Origin of the sequence: Colwellia sp., assembly GCF_013214175.1 — a bacterium.
Taxonomy (GTDB): Bacteria; Pseudomonadota; Gammaproteobacteria; order Enterobacterales; family Alteromonadaceae; genus Colwellia.
Window position 1 is genome coordinate 64,426 of record NZ_JABSPA010000012.1, and the last position, 21,495, is coordinate 85,920.

The window sequence follows — 21,495 nt, forward strand, 5'->3', positions numbered from 1 at the left end:
TAACAAGCCTATTACATGCTAAAACCCTTAAAATGATTTCTTGGCCTGCACTCTAATTTCAAAGCTATTAATATCAGGATTATCACTTTGCGGAAAAGCAAAGTCGATATGAATAATAGGGTGATTGCCACCCGAGTGAGGGGAGTGCAAGCGCAAACCTAAGCCTGCAGAGCCTAGCCAACCATGCTCTATGTTTTTAACGGTCGACTCTCCATACGTTCGACCCGCATCAACAAAAGCAACACCGGCTATATCAAAGAGTTTGAATAGATTTACTTGTGGATAGTATCTGATTTCAGAAGTGACTTTAATACTACTTTGGCCATGTTGATATTGTAAAGGGAAGCCACGTAAACCGGTATTTCCGCCCATGGTTACCGGCTGGTCTAGGTACTGATTTTTACTGGTAACATTGGCATTACTTAAATAAAAGCCCCAACTTTTATTTAGCTGATAAAAATATTCAGCTGTTAACTTTACCCATAAACGACTATCTCTATGTTGATAGATATCATTCGCCAGTGCAAAGTCAAGTAATAGCAAGGCATTGTTATATAGATTAAAACCTTTTTTCACCCGCATTTTCCATACCGTCCACGCTGCGTTTTCTTTATTACCATTGCCTATGCCTAGGCGAGATTTAAGCTGCCAGCCATGATTAAAGTCTTCTATTTGGGTGATCAAGTGAACGTTGGTTAATTCTCTAAAGTCCTTTTCAATATATTCAAAAGCAAACCAGGGGTAGAGTAAATCCCTATCCGTAGGACGAATATTGGTTAGTGGCGGGCTGGTTAAGTCACTACTATCCTGACTCGACAGCGCTGAAAAAGTATCTTTATCTTGTGTTATGCCAACCCGGTATCTCAGTAAACGGCTATCACTATTAAAGTTTAACCAAGCATAGCTGGCTTCTAGGTAACTAATATCATGAGCATAAATACTCTGATTTTGACCGTTTTGGAAAAGTGTATCGTTACGGGATTCTTCATTAAAACCGATATTATAAGCCGTTTTGGTATGAAAACTGGCAAACATTTTATGTAAAAATAAGCTAGTTTGTTGGCCATCGTCATTATCAGCAAATCGTAATTTAACCTCAGTATTTTGTTTTTGAAAAAGCGGCACGGTAGCCTTTAACTTGTAGCCAGAGCGCTGGGTGTTTTTGTACGCTTCAATTTCAGTATCTATACCTAAACCGAGTAAATTACGCTCCTTAATACCAAAACTGTAAGTGTTTATACCTCCTTTACGACCGAAACTTACCGTTGGCATGAGTGACCAGTTGTCCCACGTGGTTACTGTTATATTTTTAAGATTTTCATCACTAGTGACTTCGGCATCCCTTAAGTATTTCCTGCTACGTAAATGGCGCTCAAGCTCGGCCATATCAGCAAAGGTTTTTATGCACTTATTAACAAAAAAGCTGGCTTCATTTTCTAAGGTGGCAATTTTGGTATCAATGTGGATAGCATTGGCCCAGCGATGTAAAAAAGTTATACCTTCTTCACTTTCATCAAAGATAGTTTGTGGTTTGAATATCACTTTGGGTTGGCTGGTATCACACAATATATTTTCATTTGAGGGTTCAATAGCAGCCTTGTTATAAGTTTGTGTACTGGCTGAATCATCATGGGTGAAATTGGCAATGCTGGATGAGGTATTTACTTGTTTAGTGTTTTGTTTAACTGCTTGATTACCTACTTGCTCGGCGGCAGAGACAGCACCACAGAAAGTGGCAGTGAGTAAGCCGACCATTAACAAGAACGGCAGGCTAGTTATTGTCTTATCTCGCCAAATAAGTGAGGTTGCTTTTATGGGGGGTGACGATATGACATTACATTTTTTTATTTTTTTTATGACTGCTAATAAAAACTGCATCGCGTACCTAAGTTAAGGTTAAATGAGTGATTTTTTGAGACCCATGATACTCCAATATTCGAGTTTCAGGATACCTGAGCGATTCATGATCAAGGTGCCTTTTTTTATTAATGGTACTCCCTTAAAAAAATATGCACCGAAGAGCGTGATTTGCTCAGTCATCTCCGTCGGACTGGTTTCGAAACGATTTATACTGCGTTATTAATTTCGATAAGGGAACAACCATTATCTTCAACAAAAGCCTTGTCTAAAACGTTTCTAATTCCAGCTGAATTCTGCATATAGAAGTAACATGGGTATATATATCACTCATTTAACTATAGCTCTACTGGATGAAGTTGCTTAACCTTAGCTGAGGTTATTTAGTTTTTCGCTCGTTTAATGCTATCAATTTTCTTTATTTTAGCTTGTTCAACCATTGTTTTTACTTGTTTGAGGAGTAACTTGGCATCATAAACAATACCGTCTTTTACCGTGTAATTAACGCCACCTGCACGGATGGGTTTATTGTTTTCATCTAGGCGAAAGTGGCCCGTACCATAAAGTACTTTAAAGTTACGTAATGGATTCTCACCAACTATCACTAAGTCTGCCTTTTTACCTACACGGATAGAGCCAATTTCATCCGCCATGCCAAGCGCTTCAGCGCCATTAATGGTTGCTGCTTGAATAACTTCGAGGGCATTAAAACCTGCTTCTCGCAGTAACTCTAATTCTCGAATATAACTAAAGCCATATATTTTAAAGATATAGCCAGAGTCTGAGCCTACGGTTACTCGACCACCATGATTTTTATAATCGTTTACGAAGCTCATCCATTGTTGGTAGTTTTTCTTCCAAGCAATTTCATCATCCGTGGTCCAATCAAACCAATACGAGCCATGTGCATTACGACTAGGCTGGAAGAAGTCCCATAATGTTGGCAAGGTATATTCTTTATGCCAGTCGGCATTCATATCACGCATTAAGTCACGATTTGCTTCATAAATAGTAAAGGTTGGGTTTAAGGTTAAATCTAAACTGAGTAATTCATCACGCACGCTTAACCATTTTTCGCTGTTTTGTTTTGCTGCTTGTTGCCATAATCGTCCGGCTTCGGCAAACCTATGCTGTTCATTATTATAATTATAATCGGGTGAATAATTTTGAATATGCTGATGTTCAAATAAGGCTTCAGGCAAACCATACCAATGTTCCATTGAGGTCAGACCTAAACGGGCTGAATCAAGTACGTTCATATTGGTTACGTCAAGTTGGGCATGATGCATCATACTGCCTAGCCCTTGTTTTTTAGCTTCGTTAAGTGCTGCTGTCATTATCTTCGGTGTTGCGCCAAAAAACTTAATACCTTTAGCGCCTTTTTTAGGGATAGATTTCACCCATTTTTTTGCTTGTTTAGCCGTCGTTATGCTTTCATCTAAACCTAAGCCAAAAACAAAGTAGGGCATAATGCGTGGCGCGGCAATGGTATTTTCTTCACTGCGCTTTACATGCTCCATAACCCAATCAATACCATTAAAAGTTCCCGGCTCACGCACTGTGGTAATACCATGAGCTAGCCAGAGCTTAAAGACATACTCAGCTGGAATATTATCGGCACTGCCGCCAATATGACCATGCATATCAATAAAGCCAGGCAGTACATATTGACCCTCAATGTTAATTTCTTTATCACCCGGGCGAGCTTTCGGGCGACGTGCTAGCGCAATAGGTACGCCTGGGTTACCAACATTAACGATTTTTACAATGCGGTCATTTTCAATAACAATATCCATGGGACCACGTGCAGGCGCACCTTCGCCATTGATAACAATACCACCACGAAGAATAAGTCGCTTATAGGGACCTTCACCCGTGGTACGTTCTGGGGCTTTGGCATCACCTGAGGCTAATGCAGCGGTGGCAGTGGTTAGATTGATGACTAATGTGATAGCTAGGTAAGCACAAAAACAGCCAAGTAAGGATAAAGATTTATTCATTTATTTATCTCTAATATTGATGGTATTTCTAAATATGGTTAAGATACTATATCTTATATGTAAAAGTAATATAGCTGTAGATAAATGCATTGCAGTAACGTTAATAAAGATAAAAAGGTTAATTATGTTCAGTGAAAAAATGATGCCACACTTCAGTGATACTGACGCTTTAGGTCACATAAATAATACTAAACCGCCCATTTGGTTTGAAGGTGCACGAGCACCAATTTTTAAATTTTTCACCCCCGATTTAGATCCAAAGAAATGGCAACTTATTATTGCTAAAATAGAAGTGTCTTATCATGGTCAACTCTTTTATGGTCAAGAAATAGAGATAAGAAGCTACATTAGTCGAGTTGGTGGCGCTTCGTTTGATGTTTATCAAGAGCTGTGGCAACACGGTGAAAAATGTGTATCGGGTACGGCCGCCATGGTCAATTTTGATTATAAAGCACAAAGTTCGAAAAAAATATCCGATGATATTCGAGCACAGCTCTCTGAACACTTGATAGACCTAAACGCATATTGATTGCTAATGTTCAGTTTTACGTAGTCAAACTTTAACGTTTTGCTGCTAATTCGTTGTGATAACAATTAATTAGTCGACAAGATCAGCGCTGTGTTTTTACCCTGTGATAAGCAAGCTATTTTCTACGAGCTTTTTAAAAGAGAATAAAATAAAATAAATGGCCTGTTTAACAAAAAATCACTCGAATTTGATCGCCGCTCACTATAGAATTACCCTCTTAAACTAAATTTCAAAGACAGATTTTCTTTCTATGTAAATAGATAAAGAAACGGCACATGTCTTAATAGCTCAATTAATAGGATATTTTCATGGCGGGTGTAAATAAAGTAATCATAGTAGGTAACTTAGGTAAAGATCCTGAGGTACGTTTTATGCCAAATGGCGGCGCAGTAGCAAATATTACTGTAGCAACGTCAGACTCATGGAAAGATAAACAAACTGGTGAGCAAAAAGAAAAAACAGAATGGCACCGTGTAGTTATGTTTGGCAAACTAGCTGAAATTGCTGGTGAGTACCTTAAAAAAGGTTCAAAAGTATACCTTGAAGGTTCTTTACAAACACGTAAGTGGACCAATCAACAAGGTCAAGATCAATACACTACTGAAATCGTATTACAAGGCTTCAACGGCGTAATGCAAATGTTAGATGGTAAATCGTCTCAAGGTCAGAGCGGTGGTTTCTCTAATCAAGGGCAGCAACAGCAAGGTGGCTTCCAGCAACAAGCTCCACAACAGTCTGGTGGTTTCTCTCAACAACAAGCGCCAGCACAACAAGGTGGCTTTGCTCCTCAACAACAAGCGCCAGCGCAACAAGGTGGTTTTGCTCCTCAACAGCAAGCACCAGCGCAACAAGGTGGTTTTGCTCCTCAACAGCAAGCACCAGCGCAACAAGGCGGCTTTGCTAATCAAGGTCAGCAAAAGCAGCAAGCTCCAAAAGTAAATCCACAAGAACCATCAATTGATTTTGATGATGATATTCCATTTTAGGCTTCCGGTTGTTCTTTTTGTAAAGACACCTTAAAGTAAAATATAAAACCTCTATTGAATGTTAAATTGATAGAGGTTTTTTTGTGTCTATACTTTTTGTCTTTATATGGTGAGTAGAGTTAGCATCTGCTGTGGCACAAGTAATTTTAATGAGCAACCGTGGTGATTACTCCATAACTGGAAAATTACCTAGCCATTGTTTTGGTCTAGACTTGTATAATAAAATGAGGCAATATAGAATAGTAAGCTAGTCATTTCTTTAGATGCAATGACTAGCTTTCCCTTCGAATAATCCCAATGATAGGGATTTTTGGTCCCTACCAGGAACCAATAAATCCTGATTACGAAGAGTTTAGCGCTTTAGTGCTTTTCTCTTGGTACGAATAATATTTCTTCACAGAAAAGTACTGAATGAACCTTTTAATTATTGGGGACTAAGTCATGAAAGAATTTATTCAATCCTTACCTAAGATCGAACTGCATCTTCATATTGAAGGCACACTTGAACCTGAACTAATGTTTGAGCTAGCAAAGCGAAACGAGGTTGATATACCCTTTAATTCAGTTACTGAAGTTAGGGATGCTTATAATTTCCATAACCTGCAGTCATTCTTAGACATTTACTTCCAAGGAGCCAATGTACTTATCCATGAGCAAGATTTTTTTGAGCTAACTTGGGCCTACTTACTGCGCTGTAAAGAAGATAAAGTTTTACATACCGAAGTGTTTTTTGACCCGCAAGCACATACCGAGCGTGGTATTAGCTTTGATACTGTGGTTAACGGTATTCATCGGGCGTTAGTCAAAGCGGCAACGGAATTAAATATTAGCAGTAAACTAATTATGTGTTTCTTACGCCACTTAGATGAAAAGTCAGCATTTGAAACCTTAGCGCAAGCACAAGCACATAAAGATAAAATTATTGCAGTCGGCCTTGATTCAACCGAGGTTGGTAACCCTGCGGGTAAATTTGAGCGAGTCTTTAAAAAAGCACTTGAGCAAGGTTTTTTAACCGTTGCCCATGCTGGAGAAGAAGGTTCAGCAAGTAATATCTATGAGGCATTAAATTTACTAAAAATTACTCGCATTGATCATGGCGTTCGTTGTACCGACGATGAAGAGTTAGTAAAGCAGTTAGTCACAGAGCGTATTCCACTGACTGTTTGTCCACTCTCTAATATTAAGCTAAAAGTATTTGAGTGTATGGAGCAACACAATATAGTGTCTCTGCTGCGAAAGGGCGTTTGTGTCACCATTAATTCTGACGATCCCGCCTATTTTGGTGGCTATATGACAGATAATTTTTTGGCAGTAAATAATGCGCTACCGATGAATAAATCTGAAATTGCCCAATTTACTTTAAATGCTATTGAGGCGAGCTTTATTTCTCAAAGTGAAAAACAGCGACTAACATTAGCTACACAAGATTATATAGAATTGCATCAATAGACTTTGATTAAATAACGACAAATATTTTATTAGATTACCAACATAAACATAAAGATATGCATAACAAAGCAGCTTTTTATAGACTATTTTCTCTTGCTATATTCTGGCTGCTTTGTAGCTTAGTTTTTTATCATCATGCCATATTACTACCCTTTCACCAGCTACTAATATCCCCCTGAACGGTTAAATACGTTTAATCACTGGCAAGCAGCTTAATTCTAATAGCACTCAAGACGTTGGCACTAAAGTACCATATTGCACAATAAGGCAATGCGCCATGATGGCACATCACACAGTCAACTAAGCCAACCTTATGTTATCTACAATAAAGCACATACTTTGGGTGTCTCTACTCTTTATCAGTCTCCCTACTTTAGCTATGTCTCAGACATTAGCTAACTTCCAACCATTAAATAGCTTTGGTGATAATCCTGGTGAGTTAACCGCAAGTTACTTATCGCCATCTAAACAGGCTAAATCCCTGGTGGTACTTTTACACGGCTGCGTGCAAAAGGGTGAAACTCTAGCGAAGCAAAGTGGTTTTGTCGCGTTAGCTAAGCAATATAATTTTACCTTGTTGTTACCACAGCAAAGCCAAAAGAATAATGTAAAGTCGTGTTTCAATTGGTTCTCAGAGCAAGATAGCGCTAAAGATCAAGGGGAAGTGTTGTCGATCAAAAATATGATCAGCGCAGTAAAATCCCAAACAGGCATAGAGCAGGTTTATATTGCTGGTCTTTCTGCCGGTGGCGCTATCACCAGTGCGCTGTTAACGCACTACCCAGAGTTATTTACTGCAGGCGCTGTTATTGCCGGTCTACCTTACCCTTGCGCGAATGATCTCGCTAAAGCTATTTCTTGTATGAGAAATGGTCCCTCACAATCAGCAACTGAATTAGTTAACCTAGCAAAAAAGGGTAATGAAACCGTCAAGAAGTGGCCAAGACTTATTGTTATCACCGGCAGTAATGACAAAGTAGTTAACCCGAAAAACTCATCGCGATTGGCTGTACAGTGGTCAAAATTAGCTGAAAAACCGCTAGCAACAAGTAAAATATCATCAGCAGATTTCCAGCTAACCCTTTGGCAAGATAATGATAAACCGCCACAGGTAAAATTAGTTGAAATTAATGACCTTGGTCATGGCTTAACGGTTAATTCCGCGTTTGGTAATAGAGATGCTAGTGCACCTTTTTTGTTTGAATCTTCCCTCGATAGCGCCCTCGATATCGTAAAATTCTGGAGGTTAAAAGAAAAAACTCTCTAATATTCAATGGTTAAGCTCTATGGTACTATAGTACAGATTAACTTTGTCTAATTTTGTTATAGAGTTTTAACATCAGTAAAAAACATCACAATAATCTAAAAAAGCTGATTCAATATAATTATAATAAGGCACTAATATGAAACGCTATAACAAGAAATTAAGTTACCTCGCTTTAGCTATTGCCAGCGCAATAACCACCAACATTACCTTTGCAGCAGAAGCGAATGAGTCATCAACCGCTGAAAATAACTCGGGTCTCGAACGTATAGAAGTTACCGCACGTAAAACGGCAGAAACTCTGCAAAATGTACCTGTCGCCGTTACCTCAATTGGTGCTGAGCAACTTGAGCAAAATGGCATTAGTGTTATGACTGAGGTGCAACAGTTTTCGCCAAATACCACCTTGCAAAGTAGCCGTGGCACAAACTCTACCTTAACAGCATTTATCCGTGGTGTTGGTCAAGAAGATCCGCTTTGGGGTTATGAACCCGGTGTTGGTATTTATGTTGACGATGTTTATATTGCCCGTCCACAAGGTGCAGTGCTAGATATTATTGATGTTGAACGTATTGAAGTATTACGGGGACCACAAGGTAGCTTATACGGTAAAAATACCATAGGTGGCGCTATTAAATACGTTACCAAAAAAATGTCAGGGGATAGGGAGTTCGATCTCACGGCTACCTTTGGTAACTACGGCCGCCAAGATTACAAAGTAGCCGGTAAAATCCCTGTTATTGATGACAAATTTTATGTTGGTTTTGCTTTAGCCAGCTTATCTCGTGATGGTTATGGTGAATTTCTTGAAACATCATTAGCTAACCAAGATACTGAAAACTACAACAAAGATGTTTTTGCTGGCCGTATTACATTGGAGTTTACCCCCACTGATGATTGGTTCTTCCGTTTTAACTACGACAATACTAAAGATGAGTCGAATGCAAAAGGTGGTTACCGTTTATTACCCAGTATGTTAACGGATGCGCCGGTACCTGATAGCGTTTATGACTCATATACAAGTTTACCAACAGAAAATTTAGTTGAAAATGAAGGTTGGAGCTTAACAGCAGAGTACTTTATTAATGATTTTTGGTCAGTAAAATCAGTAACGGCAGCACGTGAAAATTATTCACCAACCAATATTGATTTTGATAATACGCCATTACAAATTTTTGATGTTCCTGCTGTCTATGATGATGAGCAGTTTTCACAAGAATTCCAGTTAAATTACGATGGTGAGAATTTAACTTTTGTTTCTGGTTTATATTATTTTGATTCAGAGTCTTGTGGTCATTACGACGCCATTATATTTCAATCGATGACTGTTGATCAAAGTGGCTGTAATAACAGTGAAAGTTATGCAGTATATGGACAAGGTTCTTATAATGTCACCGATAAATTATCCTTTACCTTAGGTGCTCGTTTTACCGAAGAAGAGAAAACTGCCAATGTGACTAAAGACGTTTATGGCTCGATAGAATACCCAATATCAGGATGGATACCCGGTTATATCCGCGGTGATTTAGCGCAGACGGAAGTACTAAATGGTAATAAATCATGGTCACGATTTACTCCTAAAGTGGGAGCAGAATATCAAATTGATGACGATATGATGGTATTTGCCAGTTATTCACAAGGTTTCAAGTCAGGTACTTTTAATCCGCGAGCATCTACTAATGAACCCGCGGTGAATCCTGAAATAGTAGATTCAGTTGAGTTGGGCATTAAAAGTGAATGGTTTGATCAATTACGCGTAAATGCTACTGTTTTTGCCTTAGAGCATAAAGATCGTCAATATAAAAGTGTCGCGCCAAATGAAGACCCTACAGTGCTAGATTCACGTTTAGGTAACATTGGTCAATCTGAAGCGATAGGCTTAGAGCTTGAAATGCATTATGCAGCGACAGAGTCACTAAATTTTAACTTTGCTCTTGGTTATATTGATAGTGAATTCACTGAAGTACTCAGCTGGAATGGCAGTGGCTATGATGATATCTCTGATATTTATACCGTAGCCAACACCCCAGATACCACAGTTAACTTTGGTGTTACCTACGATATTGAAAGTTCTGTCGGCTCCTTCGTGGTAAATAGTAATTATTACTATCGCGGTGATTATGCCTTAGTTGAGCTTGACAATAGGTTAACTCAAGAAGCTTATGGTTTACTAAACCTTGGTATCAATTGGTACAGCAATGATGGTGATTGGACAGCAGCACTGCATTGGAAAAATATTACCGATGAAGAGTACATGGTTGGCGCCTATGACTTTACTGGTGGACAAGATGATGATGGTAATTGGTTACCAGGTTTTGGTGGTGATACTACCTTGATTGCTTATTACGGCGATCCATCGACAGTTTCACTAACCATAGGTTATCAATTCTAACTTTAGCCGAGGGCTAGGTTAAAATAGTAGAAACAAATTAAAAAGAGCTGGCACTTGTCAGCTCTTTTTTTCATACTAACTTAATTAACGTTAATCTTGTTTTAGGAGCTTATATGTCACCAGCAAAAGTAATTATTGCTGACGATCATCCATTATTTCGCAGTGCGCTTAAACACGCCATAGTGGAGTGTATTGATGATGCCGGTACGTTAGAAGCAGACAACTTTAGTGAGTTGTTAACGGCTATTGAAGCAACGCCGAGTTTAGAAATTATTTTTCTCGATTTACATATGCCAGGTAACAACGGTTTTACCGGTTTAACGCAATTGCAAAATCATTATCCTGATTTAGTGGTGATTATGGTTTCTTCTGATGATAATGATGAAACTATGCAAAAAGCCATTAACTTTGGCGCTGCGGCATTTATTCCTAAATCCGCTGATTTAACCACTATCGCTAGTGCCATAGATACGGTCTTAGCGGGTGATATCTGGTTACCGGAACTAATAGAAAAAAATGAAAATCAGCAAGTCGCGCTTGCCAACCAGCGCTTAGCTAAACAACTTGCACAATTAACGCCACAACAGTATGTAGTGCTAACCAAAGTAGCCGACGGTCAGCTCAATAAGCAAATCGCTTATGATCTCAATATTAAAGAGACCACGGTAAAAAAGCATGTTTCGGCTATTTTAGAAAAGCTGGAGGTGAATAACCGTACTTTAGCAGGGCTAGCGTATCAGCAATTAATGTTAGCACCTGGGGAAAATACTTCTCCTAAGTAACTTCTTATAGGTAGTTTCTCGTAAGTAGCTTCTAGTAAGTAAATAATCATAAGTAACTGCTCATAACAAAGAGCTAATAACTTTTAGCTATTATGGTTAATAATATAGTTGCAGATAGTTTATTTTATTAAGCTACAAGGTGGGATATTTTCATTGAATAAAGCTAGGAAACTTGGGTGTTTATCTAAAAATATTTTACTAAAATATACTCCCATGTTTTTTTTGCCTACTTCGATACTTAAATATTCATCCATAGATCTATCTAGGTTTTTGACCATAAGCGCAAAAACCAAAGAGTTCTCTAACACCGCATCCATTCGACCCGCATCGAGCATTCTCATTAATACTGTTTCGCTAAGGTGCTCAGCGCCAATATTGTAATTATTTATTTTTAAATAATTCATAGCGTTTGAGCTAAATCTAGCGCCTACAGTAAAACTTTCCTTTATATAGTCAATGGAATATAACTCTACCTTAGCGGGGAAGTATTTTTTTAAAAAATAGAATTTACGTATTTGTGGGATAAAAACCCTTGATAGCTCAGCATAGCCATCTCTTTTGTCACTTTGAGAGGCTGAGAAAAAACCATCTAAGGCGCCAGACTTAGTTAACGCTTGCGCGCGAGACCAAGGCAGTTTATTTATTTCATAAGGCTGTTTAATACGCGCCATCACACAGTCTACAGCTTCAACCGCAACACCAGTCGCACCTGATTTCAAGTCAATATGATAGGGTGGCCATGCCACTTTGGTCCCTAGTTTTATCGTATACGAGGGCTCTGCCTGAATAGCTGGGCAAAGGAGTAAAGATATCAAAAATAAAAAGTAAGGCTTTAAAGAGGGCATGGGTAACAATTCCTAAAAATAGTCATGCTACTATTAAAGTTTACTGGCTAATTTGTGTTTAGCAAGGTTAGTTCTGCTGATTAATTTGACCGGTGCTTCAGGTAAAAACTCTTATATATTAAAAGCCAGTAAATACTCACTATCAGGCAATCATTTGCCTAATTATGCGCTTTAACGCTAGCGATTTTACCGGCTTTCTTAAAAACAAAAACTTGCCGTCACTGGTGTGTTGTCTAACTTGCTCGGAAGGATCGGCAGAGCATATTACACAAGGACTTTGCCAATTTTCTTTGTTCAATAAACTTTTCACTAAATCTACACCATTGGCATCGTTGTCAAGGTGATAATCGGCAATGATAAAACGAGGGGCCTGTTGCATGTCTTTAGTCACCTTGCTTAGTGATGCTTGATCTTTAGCGGTATAGACATTACAGCCCCACTCAGTAAGCTGTGAAGATATCGCGGTTAGCATAAGCGCATCATTATCGATAACCAACACTGACATATTGGCAAAGTTATCGCTGCTGGAGTCTGATTTTTTACCGTTAATGGTTGATATTTCACTGCCGCCATTAACCGCACTAGGCTGCACTCGAGGTACTTCAATCATAAAGCCCGTGCCTTTGCCAACGGTCGATTTAACTGATATTTTCGAACCAAGCAGGCCAGTCATGCGCTCTGCAATGGCTAAACCTAGACCAAGGCCAGGTATTTCACGGTTTTGTTCTAAACGCTCAAATTCTTGAAAAATAGTTTGTTGTTTATCTGCTGCTATACCTGGACCGTTATCCCAAACTTCGATGCGAACCATGTCTTTGTTATGACGAACACCCAATACTATTTTGTTGGCTATAGCTGCTTTATCACCGGTTTTATCGCGGCAATAATGCACAGCATTTGATAAAAAGTTCTGTATTATTCGTCGTAACATACGTTTATCTGAATTGACCCAAGTGGAGCTAGCTTGATAGCTAAAGTTGATGTCATCTTGCTGAGCTAAAACAGTAAACTCATTTTTTAGCGGTATTAATAACTCATCTAGCGCAAAGTGCTTTTTCTCAATGCTCTCTGAGTTATGATCAAGGCGTGATATTTCGACCAAATCGGAAAGCAGTGCTTCAACAACATTTAGGGAATCATCAATATTATTGGCCAACTGCGCTAACTCTTTCGTTGCAACTTTCTTTTTCAGCATAGAGGTAAACAGTGATAAGGCATTAAAGGGTTGCATCAAATCATGGCTGGCGGCCGCTAAAAAACGGGTTTTACTGCTATTGGCTGCTTCTGCTTCAGCTTTGGCGTGTCTTAGCTCTTGCGTCCTTTCTTCAACACGCTTTTCTAAACTTTCGTTGGATTTTTGTAAGGCTTTTTCGGCTTCAATATGGGCGGTAATATCAGAAAAGGTACTAACAAAGCCACCACCTGGCATAGATTGCCCTCTGATTTCTAATACTATGCCATTGGGCATAGTACGCTGAAAGTAATGGTTATGGCCCATGCGCATATGCTCAATACGTCGAGCAATTAAAGCTTCACTTTCTACGCTAGTACAGCTATCTATATGCGTATTCGATTCAGTACCCGTAGCAATATTTATTTCACTGCCTACACCCGTAATAACGCCTTTATCAATGTTATAGCGCAGTAATTCTGCCACTGACTTTCCTGCTGTTACAAAACCTTCAGGATAATCAAGTAATTGAATATAGCGTTGGTTCCAGGCTACTAAGCGCATATCGGCATCAATGACACTAATGCCTTGCTCAATATTCTCCACTCCTGATTGTAATAATTCACGGTTAAAGCGGAATATTTGGTTAGCTTCATCAACAATACTAACGACATCTTCTAAGGGCATTTCTTGTGAAGTTGAAGCGGCTTTCATTACCATGCGTGTTGAGGCAGAGCCAAGTACTCCGGAAAGCTGTAAGCGGGTATATTCAATGAGCTTCTGGTTTTTATTACTACTGTTTTTATTAGTATTTAGATCACTTTTAGCAAAGCTAACCAAGGCTTCAGCTGCTTCCTTATCAATAAAGCGCATTAATAAACTGTATAAGTCATCTAGGGATAAGTTTCGTTCAAACTGATTTTGGCTTTTATTAACAAAGTACTCGGCTTGTAATTTTTCACCGACACTGCGCCGGCTTACCATTGAGACGATAACGTAGCAGGTAAGGTTAAATAGCAAGCTGTAAAAAACCCCATGGCTAGTACTATCTAGAAAATTCATCCCAAAAAGGGCAGTAGGTTTTAACCAAGTGATATGCCATAAACCGGTTTCAAGCCATTGGCTAGTTGGCATTAATGCTGGCAGTAATAAGGTATAAAACCAAACAAAACTACCAACAATTAAGCTCGTTAAGGCCGCTTTAGTATTAGCTTTACGCCAATACAGCGCGCCGATTGTCGCTGGGGCAAATTGAGAGAGTAAGACAAACGAGAGCAAGCCAATGGTGGCAAGATGGTTTTGCTGGGCAATGATACGCTCAAAAACAAACGCCAGCAGTAAGATAATGGCGATGGAACCCCGGCGTAAGTTAAGTAATAGCCCTGATAACTGCTGAGTTTCCTTGATATTAAATAAGCGGAATTTCAATACCAAGGGGGTTAATACTTCAGTTGCCACCATAGTACTAAGCACAATAGCCGCGACTATAACCATGCTAGTGGCCGCGGCTAAGCCGCCAATATAAACAGTGATACCTAACCAGGCTTGTTGATAAAAAAGCGGGATGGTTAACACATAGGTATCGGCATCGACACTACCGCCAGGAAAGGTTAACTGGCCAGCGATGGCAATGGGTAAAATAAAGACATTAATTAATAGCAGGTATAAAGGGAACAACCAACGGGCTGTTTTTAACTCTTGTTGATGGTGGTTTTCAATCATCATCATATGAAACTGTTGCGGCAAGATAAAGATAGTAATTGCCCCCAATACCGCATGGGCGACAGCAAGGTAGGCTGAGTTTGTACCGGTAATTGAACTGATGTTTTTACCTTGGCTAAGTAAGTCGCTAAAGCCATCAAAAATAAAGAAAGTCGCGAAAATACCTATCGCCGTTAAGGCGAATAATTTAATAATTGAGCTAAAAGCGATAGCCAATACTAGCCCTTGGTTTTGCTTATTGGCGGCTATTTGGCGAGTACCAAATAAAATACTGAAGAAGATAAGTACGATAGTGACAACAAAAGCCGTGCTAATGCCTGATTGATAAGTGCCTGTTAATAAATCAAAGCTGGTACTGATGGCGCGAAGTTGCAGGGCGATATAAGGGATAATGCCTAGTAGCGCGACAATGGTAACCAGAGCGGCGACTTTGGGTGAACGATCGTAGCGAAAGGCAATAAAGTCGGCAATAGAGGTTAAATTTTGCTGCTTAACAATCAGCAGGATTTTTTGCAACATTGGCCAAGCCAATACGAAAGAAAGAATAGAACCAATATAAATCGGCGCGAGCCAAGCGCCTGTGGTCGCTGCTTGACCGACCGTGCCGTAAAAAGCCCATGAACTACAACTAACCCCTAGCGACAAGCTATATACCCAAGGTTTGCAGCTCCAGTTTTCAGGGGCTTGATTTTGCCCCCAGTGAGCAACAATAAAGAGTAGTGCTAAGTAGGCTATGGAAAGAACGGTGATAAGCCAAGTATCAAGTGAAAGCCAAACTAACAAATGCAGTGCCTTTTATTATGGTCAAAGAGCATGGTAAACGAGTGCGGTAAATAGGTGCTAAAAGTTATCGGTAAATAATGTTATCGCTAGCATACCACGCCAGTTGTAGCAGGGTAGTGAACTAAGGTAGTAGTTATTTGCTAGCCGTCATACGCTAACCTAACGATAAATATTCTCCTGGATTAGAAACTATCACATATGAAAATCAGTAACAAATACTTGGTTGAAGCCATTGTTTTTATTAGTTATGTACTCTTTGCTATGGCTTGGGTTGGTGGCACAGCAAGTATGGGACAAATCATGGCGACTATGCATGTTGATAGTTTAGCCTCCGCTAGCTTTATCAGTGGTGCAGTCACCTTGGCTAAAATTGTTGGTACCTTTGGTGCAGCCTGGGTTGCGCTAAAGTTTGGTATTAAATACGCATTTTTTATTGCTAGCCTATTTATTGTTATTGGTTTATTAACGCCATTAGCGCCTAATTATGAATTACTGCTACTTAGTCGGTTTCTTATGGGCTTAGGTGGCGCCTTTATGATTGTTTATTTTAACCCTATTGTTATGCACTGGTTTCCAGCGGATGAGCGTCCGGTGATTAACGGCCTGAATGCCGTGGCTTTTAATATCGGTACTGGTATTGTGCTGTGGAAAATGGCTGAAATTAATCAGTTCACTGGAGATTGGAAGGTTAGCCTAACTGCTTTTTCTATTGCTAGTTTATTACTTAGCTTTGCTTGGTTATTGGTAAAGTTCGAACTTGAAAGCGATGAGCAAAACCAAGATGGAAACGCCGTGGCCAATTACAGTTATATCGATGGTCTTAAAGATAAGTTTAATTGGGCTTATGGTTTAACTTACTCTGGGCTATTGGCGTTTTATATTTGTTTATTTACCTTCTATCCTAAAGCCGGTATTAGCCAAAGTAAGTGGGTGATTGGTTTTGGTATTGTCGGCACATTAGCAGGTATTATTTACAGTAAAAAAATGCCACTGCGTCTACCCGTTATTCGTTGGTCTGGTGCTGTCATGGTGATAACCATTATTGGTGTGTCGTTTAGTAGCAGTGAGTGGTTACAAACTTTATCAGCCATAGTATTAGGTTTTTTCATTTTCTTCCCTATCACTGCTTTGGTTTCTATTCCCCATGAATTACCCAAAATGACCGGGCAACGTATTACCGTGGTATTTAGTTTGTTCTACTCAATCAGCTACTTAATTTCTACGGTTATCTTATGGTTATTTGGCAAGTTAGTGGATATCAATCAAGGTGATTACACCGTCTCATTTATTCTCATTTCAATAGTCAGTAGTACCTTTTTTATTGGGAGTTTTTTCTTGCCTGAAACAGGAAAGGTAAAAGCAGCCATCACTAATGAAGGTGATGATAAAAGCAAAGCAAGTGAGGACAAATTATGCGCGGAATAATCTCTCCTAAGTTAGTCGGTTTTCTTGATAAATCTAATAAGGCTATGGCCGATGCCAAAGCTAAAGCCAAAAAAAATGGCCAGGGCTTTAGTGTCGACTTAGTTAGACAAGGTTTGGATAACTTAGCGCCGTTAATTGGCGCTGGGCCACATATGGACATAGTAAAAAACAGTTACTTAGCAACAGCTAGCCATAATATTCCCGTGCGCATTTATAACCCAGCAGCTAATGATACTTTACCGGTATTACTGCACTTTCATGGCGGCGGCCATATGTGCGGTAGCATCGATTTATACGACCCTATTAGCCGTAAGCTCGCTATTGCGGCGCAGGCCATTGTTATTTGTGTAGATTACCGCTTAGCACCAGAGCATCCATATCCTGCGGGTCTAGATGATTGTCAGCAAGTACTTAGGCACTATCAAAGCTTACTTTTTGATATGAAACATAGTGACCAGCTTTATATTGCTGGCGATAGTGCCGGTGGCGCCATTTGTACTAGTTTAGTGATGAATAACCAGCATAATGAATTGCTGAACTCTTCAGTCAAAATAGCTAAGCAGATTCTAATTTACCCGAGTGTAGATTACACCATGAGTAGCGCTTCTATTGATGAAAATGGTCAAGGTTTTTTATTAGAACAAGATAAAATACATTGGTATTTTCAGCAGTACTTTCATGCCAATAGCCTAGACCAGGCTAAAATAACAAAAGCTTCGCCGTTATTCGGAGAGTTCTCAGCAAACATGCCAAGCACTTTAGTGATCACTGCAGGTTGTGATCCACTTAGAGATGAGGGCATTGCTTATGCTAAGTCATTAACAGAAGTAGGTGTAGCAGTTGAACACCATTCATTTGACGGTATGACTCACGCCTATATGTTACTTGATGAACTGGTTAGTGAAGAATGTTTAGCGACTTACCGGCTTATTAATGAATTTGTTAAGGCGGATTCTGACAACAAATAAGCTTTATTATTTCCTTTGGTATTTCTCATCTTTACCGAGCTTAATTGCTCAGTTTTTATATGGCTATGTCGTATGGCTATGTTTTATATAACTAGATTTTGAAAACTAAGGGGTTACCAAGGTTTTACGCTCGAATCTATGCCGTATTTTTTGAATAAATCATTAAGTTTATTTTTTACCGTAGGCAACTTTAAAACTTCATCAAATTTATAAGCCGTTATTGTCGAGCTTTGTTGGTTTACTAAAAATGCGGTGTTATAAATTTGATCCGGGATATCACTCTTATAAAGCAGGCTCATATCAATAGTATTGGTCTTAGTCTTTTTAAAATACTGACTGGCAAGGTTACCAATAATGCCAATCTCTGCTCGTTTAAATAAAACCATTCTAGCAACATGGACTTCACTTCTGGTTAGGCTCATTTTATGCACATTGCTTAAAAACATCTGATCAGTATTATAGCCAGCAAATTTATATGAGTAGCCTAGCACCCCAGCCTTAGTTAACTCATCGAGATTATCAAAATAAGATTGATCGAGTGCATTCTCTTTTAATGCATATAATTCATTTGCTACGGTTACTGAGAATTTTGTTTTTGTCAGATATGAATGAGTTGATTTTGGTAGCCAAATCATAGCCATTAAAAATAAAGCATCAAACTTTTTTTCTTGCACAGATTTAATAAGCCTTTTTGAGGGCAGAGTATTAAGAAAGAAGTTAAATTCATGCTGCGACTCATTTAAAATTTTCACTAATTCAAAAGCTAAACCCTGTTCTTTTTCAGTATTTATTATCAGTGGATAATAACCATCTTCAATTAAAAGATTAACATCTACTTTAGCGAAGCTTTGAGCTGAGAATAGAGCGCTACAAATTAATAGTAATAAGAGCTTAAAGTACGGCATATTATTTTCCTAACAAAATTATTATCAATGACTGTATTGCACGAATAATCTGCTTTTAAATTATAGCTAAAGTGTAGTCATCACTGATTTTAATGTAAGTTTTAACGAGAGAAAAGATTGCTCTGATTATTTTTAGCAAACAAAGAAATATTCGAGCTTTCAACGCACAAGTAATGCCTATATTGAATTAACTCATGTAATGAAGAAAAATGATTGTAAATTTTTTTTTAAAATTAATCACCAAAAGTCACGCTAAAAATTTTAGCGCGACTTTTTTATTTTAACCTCCGGCTTTACGGACAAGTCCCTATAGAAAAGAAGTTGTCTGCTGTTTGCGCAAGCGTTGCTGAGTAAAAGATATTATAAAGCCCCAATGCTTCCCCTGAGCCAATAGCATAAGCATAAAAACCATTGGTGGTTGCTCTATTCGCTTGTACATGTGCATAGTTGCTGCTAGTAAATTGCTGACAAGTAAATATAGGATCAGGGATGTCACCATCAGGGGTGGCATCACAAACATTACCTAAGCCGTCGTTATCATTATCAGCTTGATCGACATTGCTGGTGTTAGGGCAGTTATCTGCACTATCAATTATGCCATCATTATCGGTATCGTTATCAGGGGTGTTATTGTTTATAACACAACTTTGACTTGGACCCGCACAGCTAGGTTCGCCATCAGCTATCCATTGACACTGCTCACTGCCAGCAGGATATTCACGCATAGTGAACTCATTGCTGCCAAAAGCCAAGTAACAAGCAGAGTAACTGTTCCCCCAAGTGATATGACCAGAATTAATGTGTAGATTGTAATCACCAATAACACCAGCGTCTATGGTAAAGGTTACTGTTTCAGTACTTGATAGGTCTGTAGTATCTGTCGCGGTTACCGTTGCATTTTGCCCACCACCAGCTAAGTTACATTGCTCGGCAGCAAAGTTATTTTCTGAAATATTTGCACTGATATCACCATTAGCAAAGCTCACTACCACACTGGCTAAATCTTGGTTTATATCAATAACACTGCCAGTTATTGATATACATTGACCGGCAACAACGAGGTTAATATTTGATAATACAGGCGCAGTTTCTGGTGGCTCTGGGCCTACTCTAGTAGTGACAGATGCACTATCACCAGTTTTTCCTTCATTGTCGGTAGCTGTCGATGTTACTTGATATAAACCATCAGCTAGCAAAGTGGAAGTTACACTATAAGCTCCATCAGCAACGGCGGCTTGACTGTTTAGTGTTTCAATTAATACTGCAGTGCCTGAATCTAATGTATAAATATTTAAAGAGACATTACTTACACTTCCTTCATAATCAATGGCATTACCGCTAATAACTATATGACTACTTTCATCAACGGCGCTGTGATTGCTGATGGTTGGGCCTGAATTTCTATCGACACGTTTATTATTTTCAGCGAAGTATTGTCCTAGGTAGCTAGCAAAGTTAATGCTGTTGCCTGCGATATAATCACCACCTGCGCCTGCACCACCTGACCAAGAATGGTCTAAGTTATCAAACCATAACATGGCGATTCGATTATCAGTCCACAGTGTTTCAGCAGCACTATGGCCTGAGCCTTCTGAAATGATGTTGCTGCCAGTTAATTGGCTTACCCCGTAAACATTGGCAAAACCATCAGAATTTTGTTGGTTATAACAGGTATTTACTGCGGTATCGGCAGTGCCGTGGCCAATTGCGGCTATTTGAGTAGCAAAGTGATTTTTGGCTGTGCCTGCGTATCCTTCACAACGTGCCTTAAAAGTTGTCGGGGATACAGTTTCGCAAGTTGTTATTGCACCATTTGAACTCGTACCTATCGTTGGGCCGGCGCTAGGGGCGACACCGGAAAAAATATCAGGAGCTAAACAAGCAACTTGTGCAGACATAGCTCCGCCAGAAGATAAGCCAGCTATGTAGATTTGTTTGGCATCGATAGTTTGGTTGCTATCACTTGATAAGGTATTGGCTAAGTTGATCAGGTTTTTATAATCGCCCGCCGTTCTAGCTATACTGCCTTGCCAATAGGACCAGCAGCTATAGCCTGCTTTATTCATCGCATCAGGTATCGCGATTACCATGCCATATGTTTCAGCAGCGACTTCTAAATTGGCAGTTAAAAAATTATCTATCGGTTGCACACAGCCATGCAACACTATTAGTAGCGACTTGCCTTCGCCTATGGGTGACATTGAATCAGGGGTGTATATATGGACCTTGTTAAAGCCACCAATTGCGACGTTTTGCTGCCAACTTCCGCCGTAAGCGCTTAGCGGTATCACCAGTAGTAAGGTTAATAGTTTTATTATTACGTTAACGTTTATTTTTATACTCAATGCTAATAATATCTTCATAAGAAAACCTGCTTTTTTATTTATTATAATTATCCGTTGGTTGAACATCCTTGT

General features: G+C 39.2%; 14 protein-coding genes. 8 read left to right on the plus strand and 6 right to left on the minus strand.

Annotation, left to right across the window (positions count from 1 at the left end; all coding sequences use genetic code 11):
- Positions 1–27: 27 nt before the first annotated feature.
- Positions 28–1,878 (minus strand): BamA/TamA family outer membrane protein, encoded by a 1,851-nt coding sequence (locus tag HRT55_RS20160; RefSeq protein WP_291624131.1) that lies wholly within the window; start codon positions 1,876–1,878, stop codon positions 28–30.
- A 362-nt stretch (positions 1,879–2,240) separates the two neighbouring features.
- A complete protein-coding gene (locus HRT55_RS20165) occupies positions 2,241–3,857 on the minus strand; it encodes an amidohydrolase family protein (protein ID WP_291624132.1) in 1,617 nt (538 codons plus the stop codon).
- 124 nt (positions 3,858–3,981) lie between these two features.
- Here HRT55_RS20165 and HRT55_RS20170 point away from each other — a divergent pair, with 124 nt between their 5' ends.
- From HRT55_RS20170 to HRT55_RS20195, 6 genes are all read left to right on the plus strand, one after another.
- Positions 3,982–4,386 (plus strand): thioesterase family protein, encoded by a 405-nt coding sequence (locus tag HRT55_RS20170; RefSeq protein ID WP_291624133.1) that lies wholly within the window; start codon positions 3,982–3,984, stop codon positions 4,384–4,386.
- Positions 4,387–4,694: 308 nt separating this feature from the next.
- Positions 4,695–5,372 carry a single-stranded DNA-binding protein gene (ssb, locus tag HRT55_RS20175; protein WP_291624134.1) on the plus strand — a complete coding sequence of 226 codons (678 nt, stop codon included), beginning with the start codon at positions 4,695–4,697 and terminating at the stop codon, positions 5,370–5,372.
- A gap of 441 nt (positions 5,373–5,813) precedes the next feature.
- A complete protein-coding gene (locus HRT55_RS20180) occupies positions 5,814–6,821 on the plus strand; it encodes an adenosine deaminase (protein ID WP_291624135.1) in 1,008 nt (335 codons plus the stop codon).
- Positions 6,822–7,134: 313 nt separating this feature from the next.
- Positions 7,135–8,088 (plus strand): PHB depolymerase family esterase, encoded by a 954-nt coding sequence (locus tag HRT55_RS20185; protein WP_291624136.1) that lies wholly within the window; start codon positions 7,135–7,137, stop codon positions 8,086–8,088.
- Between the two features lie 136 nt (positions 8,089–8,224).
- Positions 8,225–10,477: a TonB-dependent receptor gene (locus HRT55_RS20190; protein WP_291624137.1), complete on the plus strand. Its 2,253-nt coding sequence runs from the start codon at positions 8,225–8,227 to the stop codon at positions 10,475–10,477.
- Between the two features lie 113 nt (positions 10,478–10,590).
- The gene (locus tag HRT55_RS20195; protein WP_291624138.1) at positions 10,591–11,259 is read left to right on the plus strand and encodes a response regulator transcription factor; all 669 of its coding nucleotides are present in this window, start codon (positions 10,591–10,593) and stop codon (positions 11,257–11,259) included.
- A gap of 119 nt (positions 11,260–11,378) precedes the next feature.
- Here the strand turns inward: HRT55_RS20195 and HRT55_RS20200 are convergent, their stop codons facing one another.
- A complete protein-coding gene (locus HRT55_RS20200; RefSeq protein ID WP_291624139.1) occupies positions 11,379–12,104 on the minus strand; it encodes an ABC transporter substrate-binding protein in 726 nt (241 codons plus the stop codon).
- A 142-nt stretch (positions 12,105–12,246) separates the two neighbouring features.
- Positions 12,247–15,780 carry a PAS domain-containing hybrid sensor histidine kinase/response regulator gene (locus HRT55_RS20205; protein WP_291624140.1) on the minus strand — a complete coding sequence of 1,178 codons (3,534 nt, stop codon included), beginning with the start codon at positions 15,778–15,780 and terminating at the stop codon, positions 12,247–12,249.
- A gap of 198 nt (positions 15,781–15,978) precedes the next feature.
- Here HRT55_RS20205 and HRT55_RS20210 point away from each other — a divergent pair, with 198 nt between their 5' ends.
- On the plus strand, positions 15,979–17,205 hold the full coding sequence (locus HRT55_RS20210; protein ID WP_291624141.1) for a CynX/NimT family MFS transporter: 1,227 nt from the start codon (positions 15,979–15,981) through the stop codon (positions 17,203–17,205).
- On the plus strand, positions 17,193–18,173 hold the full coding sequence (locus tag HRT55_RS20215; protein WP_291624142.1) for an alpha/beta hydrolase: 981 nt from the start codon (positions 17,193–17,195) through the stop codon (positions 18,171–18,173). Before HRT55_RS20210 ends, HRT55_RS20215 begins: the two co-directional genes overlap by 13 nt.
- A 113-nt stretch (positions 18,174–18,286) precedes the next feature.
- Here the strand turns inward: HRT55_RS20215 and HRT55_RS20220 are convergent, their stop codons facing one another.
- A complete protein-coding gene (locus tag HRT55_RS20220; RefSeq protein WP_291624143.1) occupies positions 18,287–18,925 on the minus strand; it encodes an ABC transporter substrate-binding protein in 639 nt (212 codons plus the stop codon).
- A gap of 446 nt (positions 18,926–19,371) precedes the next feature.
- Positions 19,372–21,441 (minus strand): PHB depolymerase family esterase, encoded by a 2,070-nt coding sequence (locus HRT55_RS20225; protein ID WP_291624144.1) that lies wholly within the window; start codon positions 21,439–21,441, stop codon positions 19,372–19,374.
- Between the last annotated feature and the right edge of the window lie 54 nt (positions 21,442–21,495).

What these genes read in the sequence shown, in the direction of transcription:
- HRT55_RS20160 (WP_291624131.1), bottom strand. Translation starts at nt 1,878, where the DNA reads ATGCAGTTTTTATTAGCAGTCATAAAAAAAATAAAAAAATGTAATGTC.
- HRT55_RS20165 (WP_291624132.1), bottom strand. Translation starts at nt 3,857, where the DNA reads ATGAATAAATCTTTATCCTTACTTGGCTGTTTTTGTGCTTACCTAGCT.
- HRT55_RS20170 (WP_291624133.1), top strand. Translation starts at nt 3,982, where the DNA reads ATGTTCAGTGAAAAAATGATGCCACACTTCAGTGATACTGACGCTTTA.
- ssb (WP_291624134.1), top strand. Translation starts at nt 4,695, where the DNA reads ATGGCGGGTGTAAATAAAGTAATCATAGTAGGTAACTTAGGTAAAGAT.
- HRT55_RS20180 (WP_291624135.1), top strand. Translation starts at nt 5,814, where the DNA reads ATGAAAGAATTTATTCAATCCTTACCTAAGATCGAACTGCATCTTCAT.
- HRT55_RS20185 (WP_291624136.1), top strand. Translation starts at nt 7,135, where the DNA reads ATGTTATCTACAATAAAGCACATACTTTGGGTGTCTCTACTCTTTATC.
- HRT55_RS20190 (WP_291624137.1), top strand. Translation starts at nt 8,225, where the DNA reads ATGAAACGCTATAACAAGAAATTAAGTTACCTCGCTTTAGCTATTGCC.
- HRT55_RS20195 (WP_291624138.1), top strand. Translation starts at nt 10,591, where the DNA reads ATGTCACCAGCAAAAGTAATTATTGCTGACGATCATCCATTATTTCGC.
- HRT55_RS20200 (WP_291624139.1), bottom strand. Translation starts at nt 12,104, where the DNA reads ATGCCCTCTTTAAAGCCTTACTTTTTATTTTTGATATCTTTACTCCTT.
- HRT55_RS20210 (WP_291624141.1), top strand. Translation starts at nt 15,979, where the DNA reads ATGAAAATCAGTAACAAATACTTGGTTGAAGCCATTGTTTTTATTAGT.
- HRT55_RS20215 (WP_291624142.1), top strand. Translation starts at nt 17,193, where the DNA reads ATGCGCGGAATAATCTCTCCTAAGTTAGTCGGTTTTCTTGATAAATCT.
- HRT55_RS20225 (WP_291624144.1), bottom strand. Translation starts at nt 21,441, where the DNA reads ATGAAGATATTATTAGCATTGAGTATAAAAATAAACGTTAACGTAATA.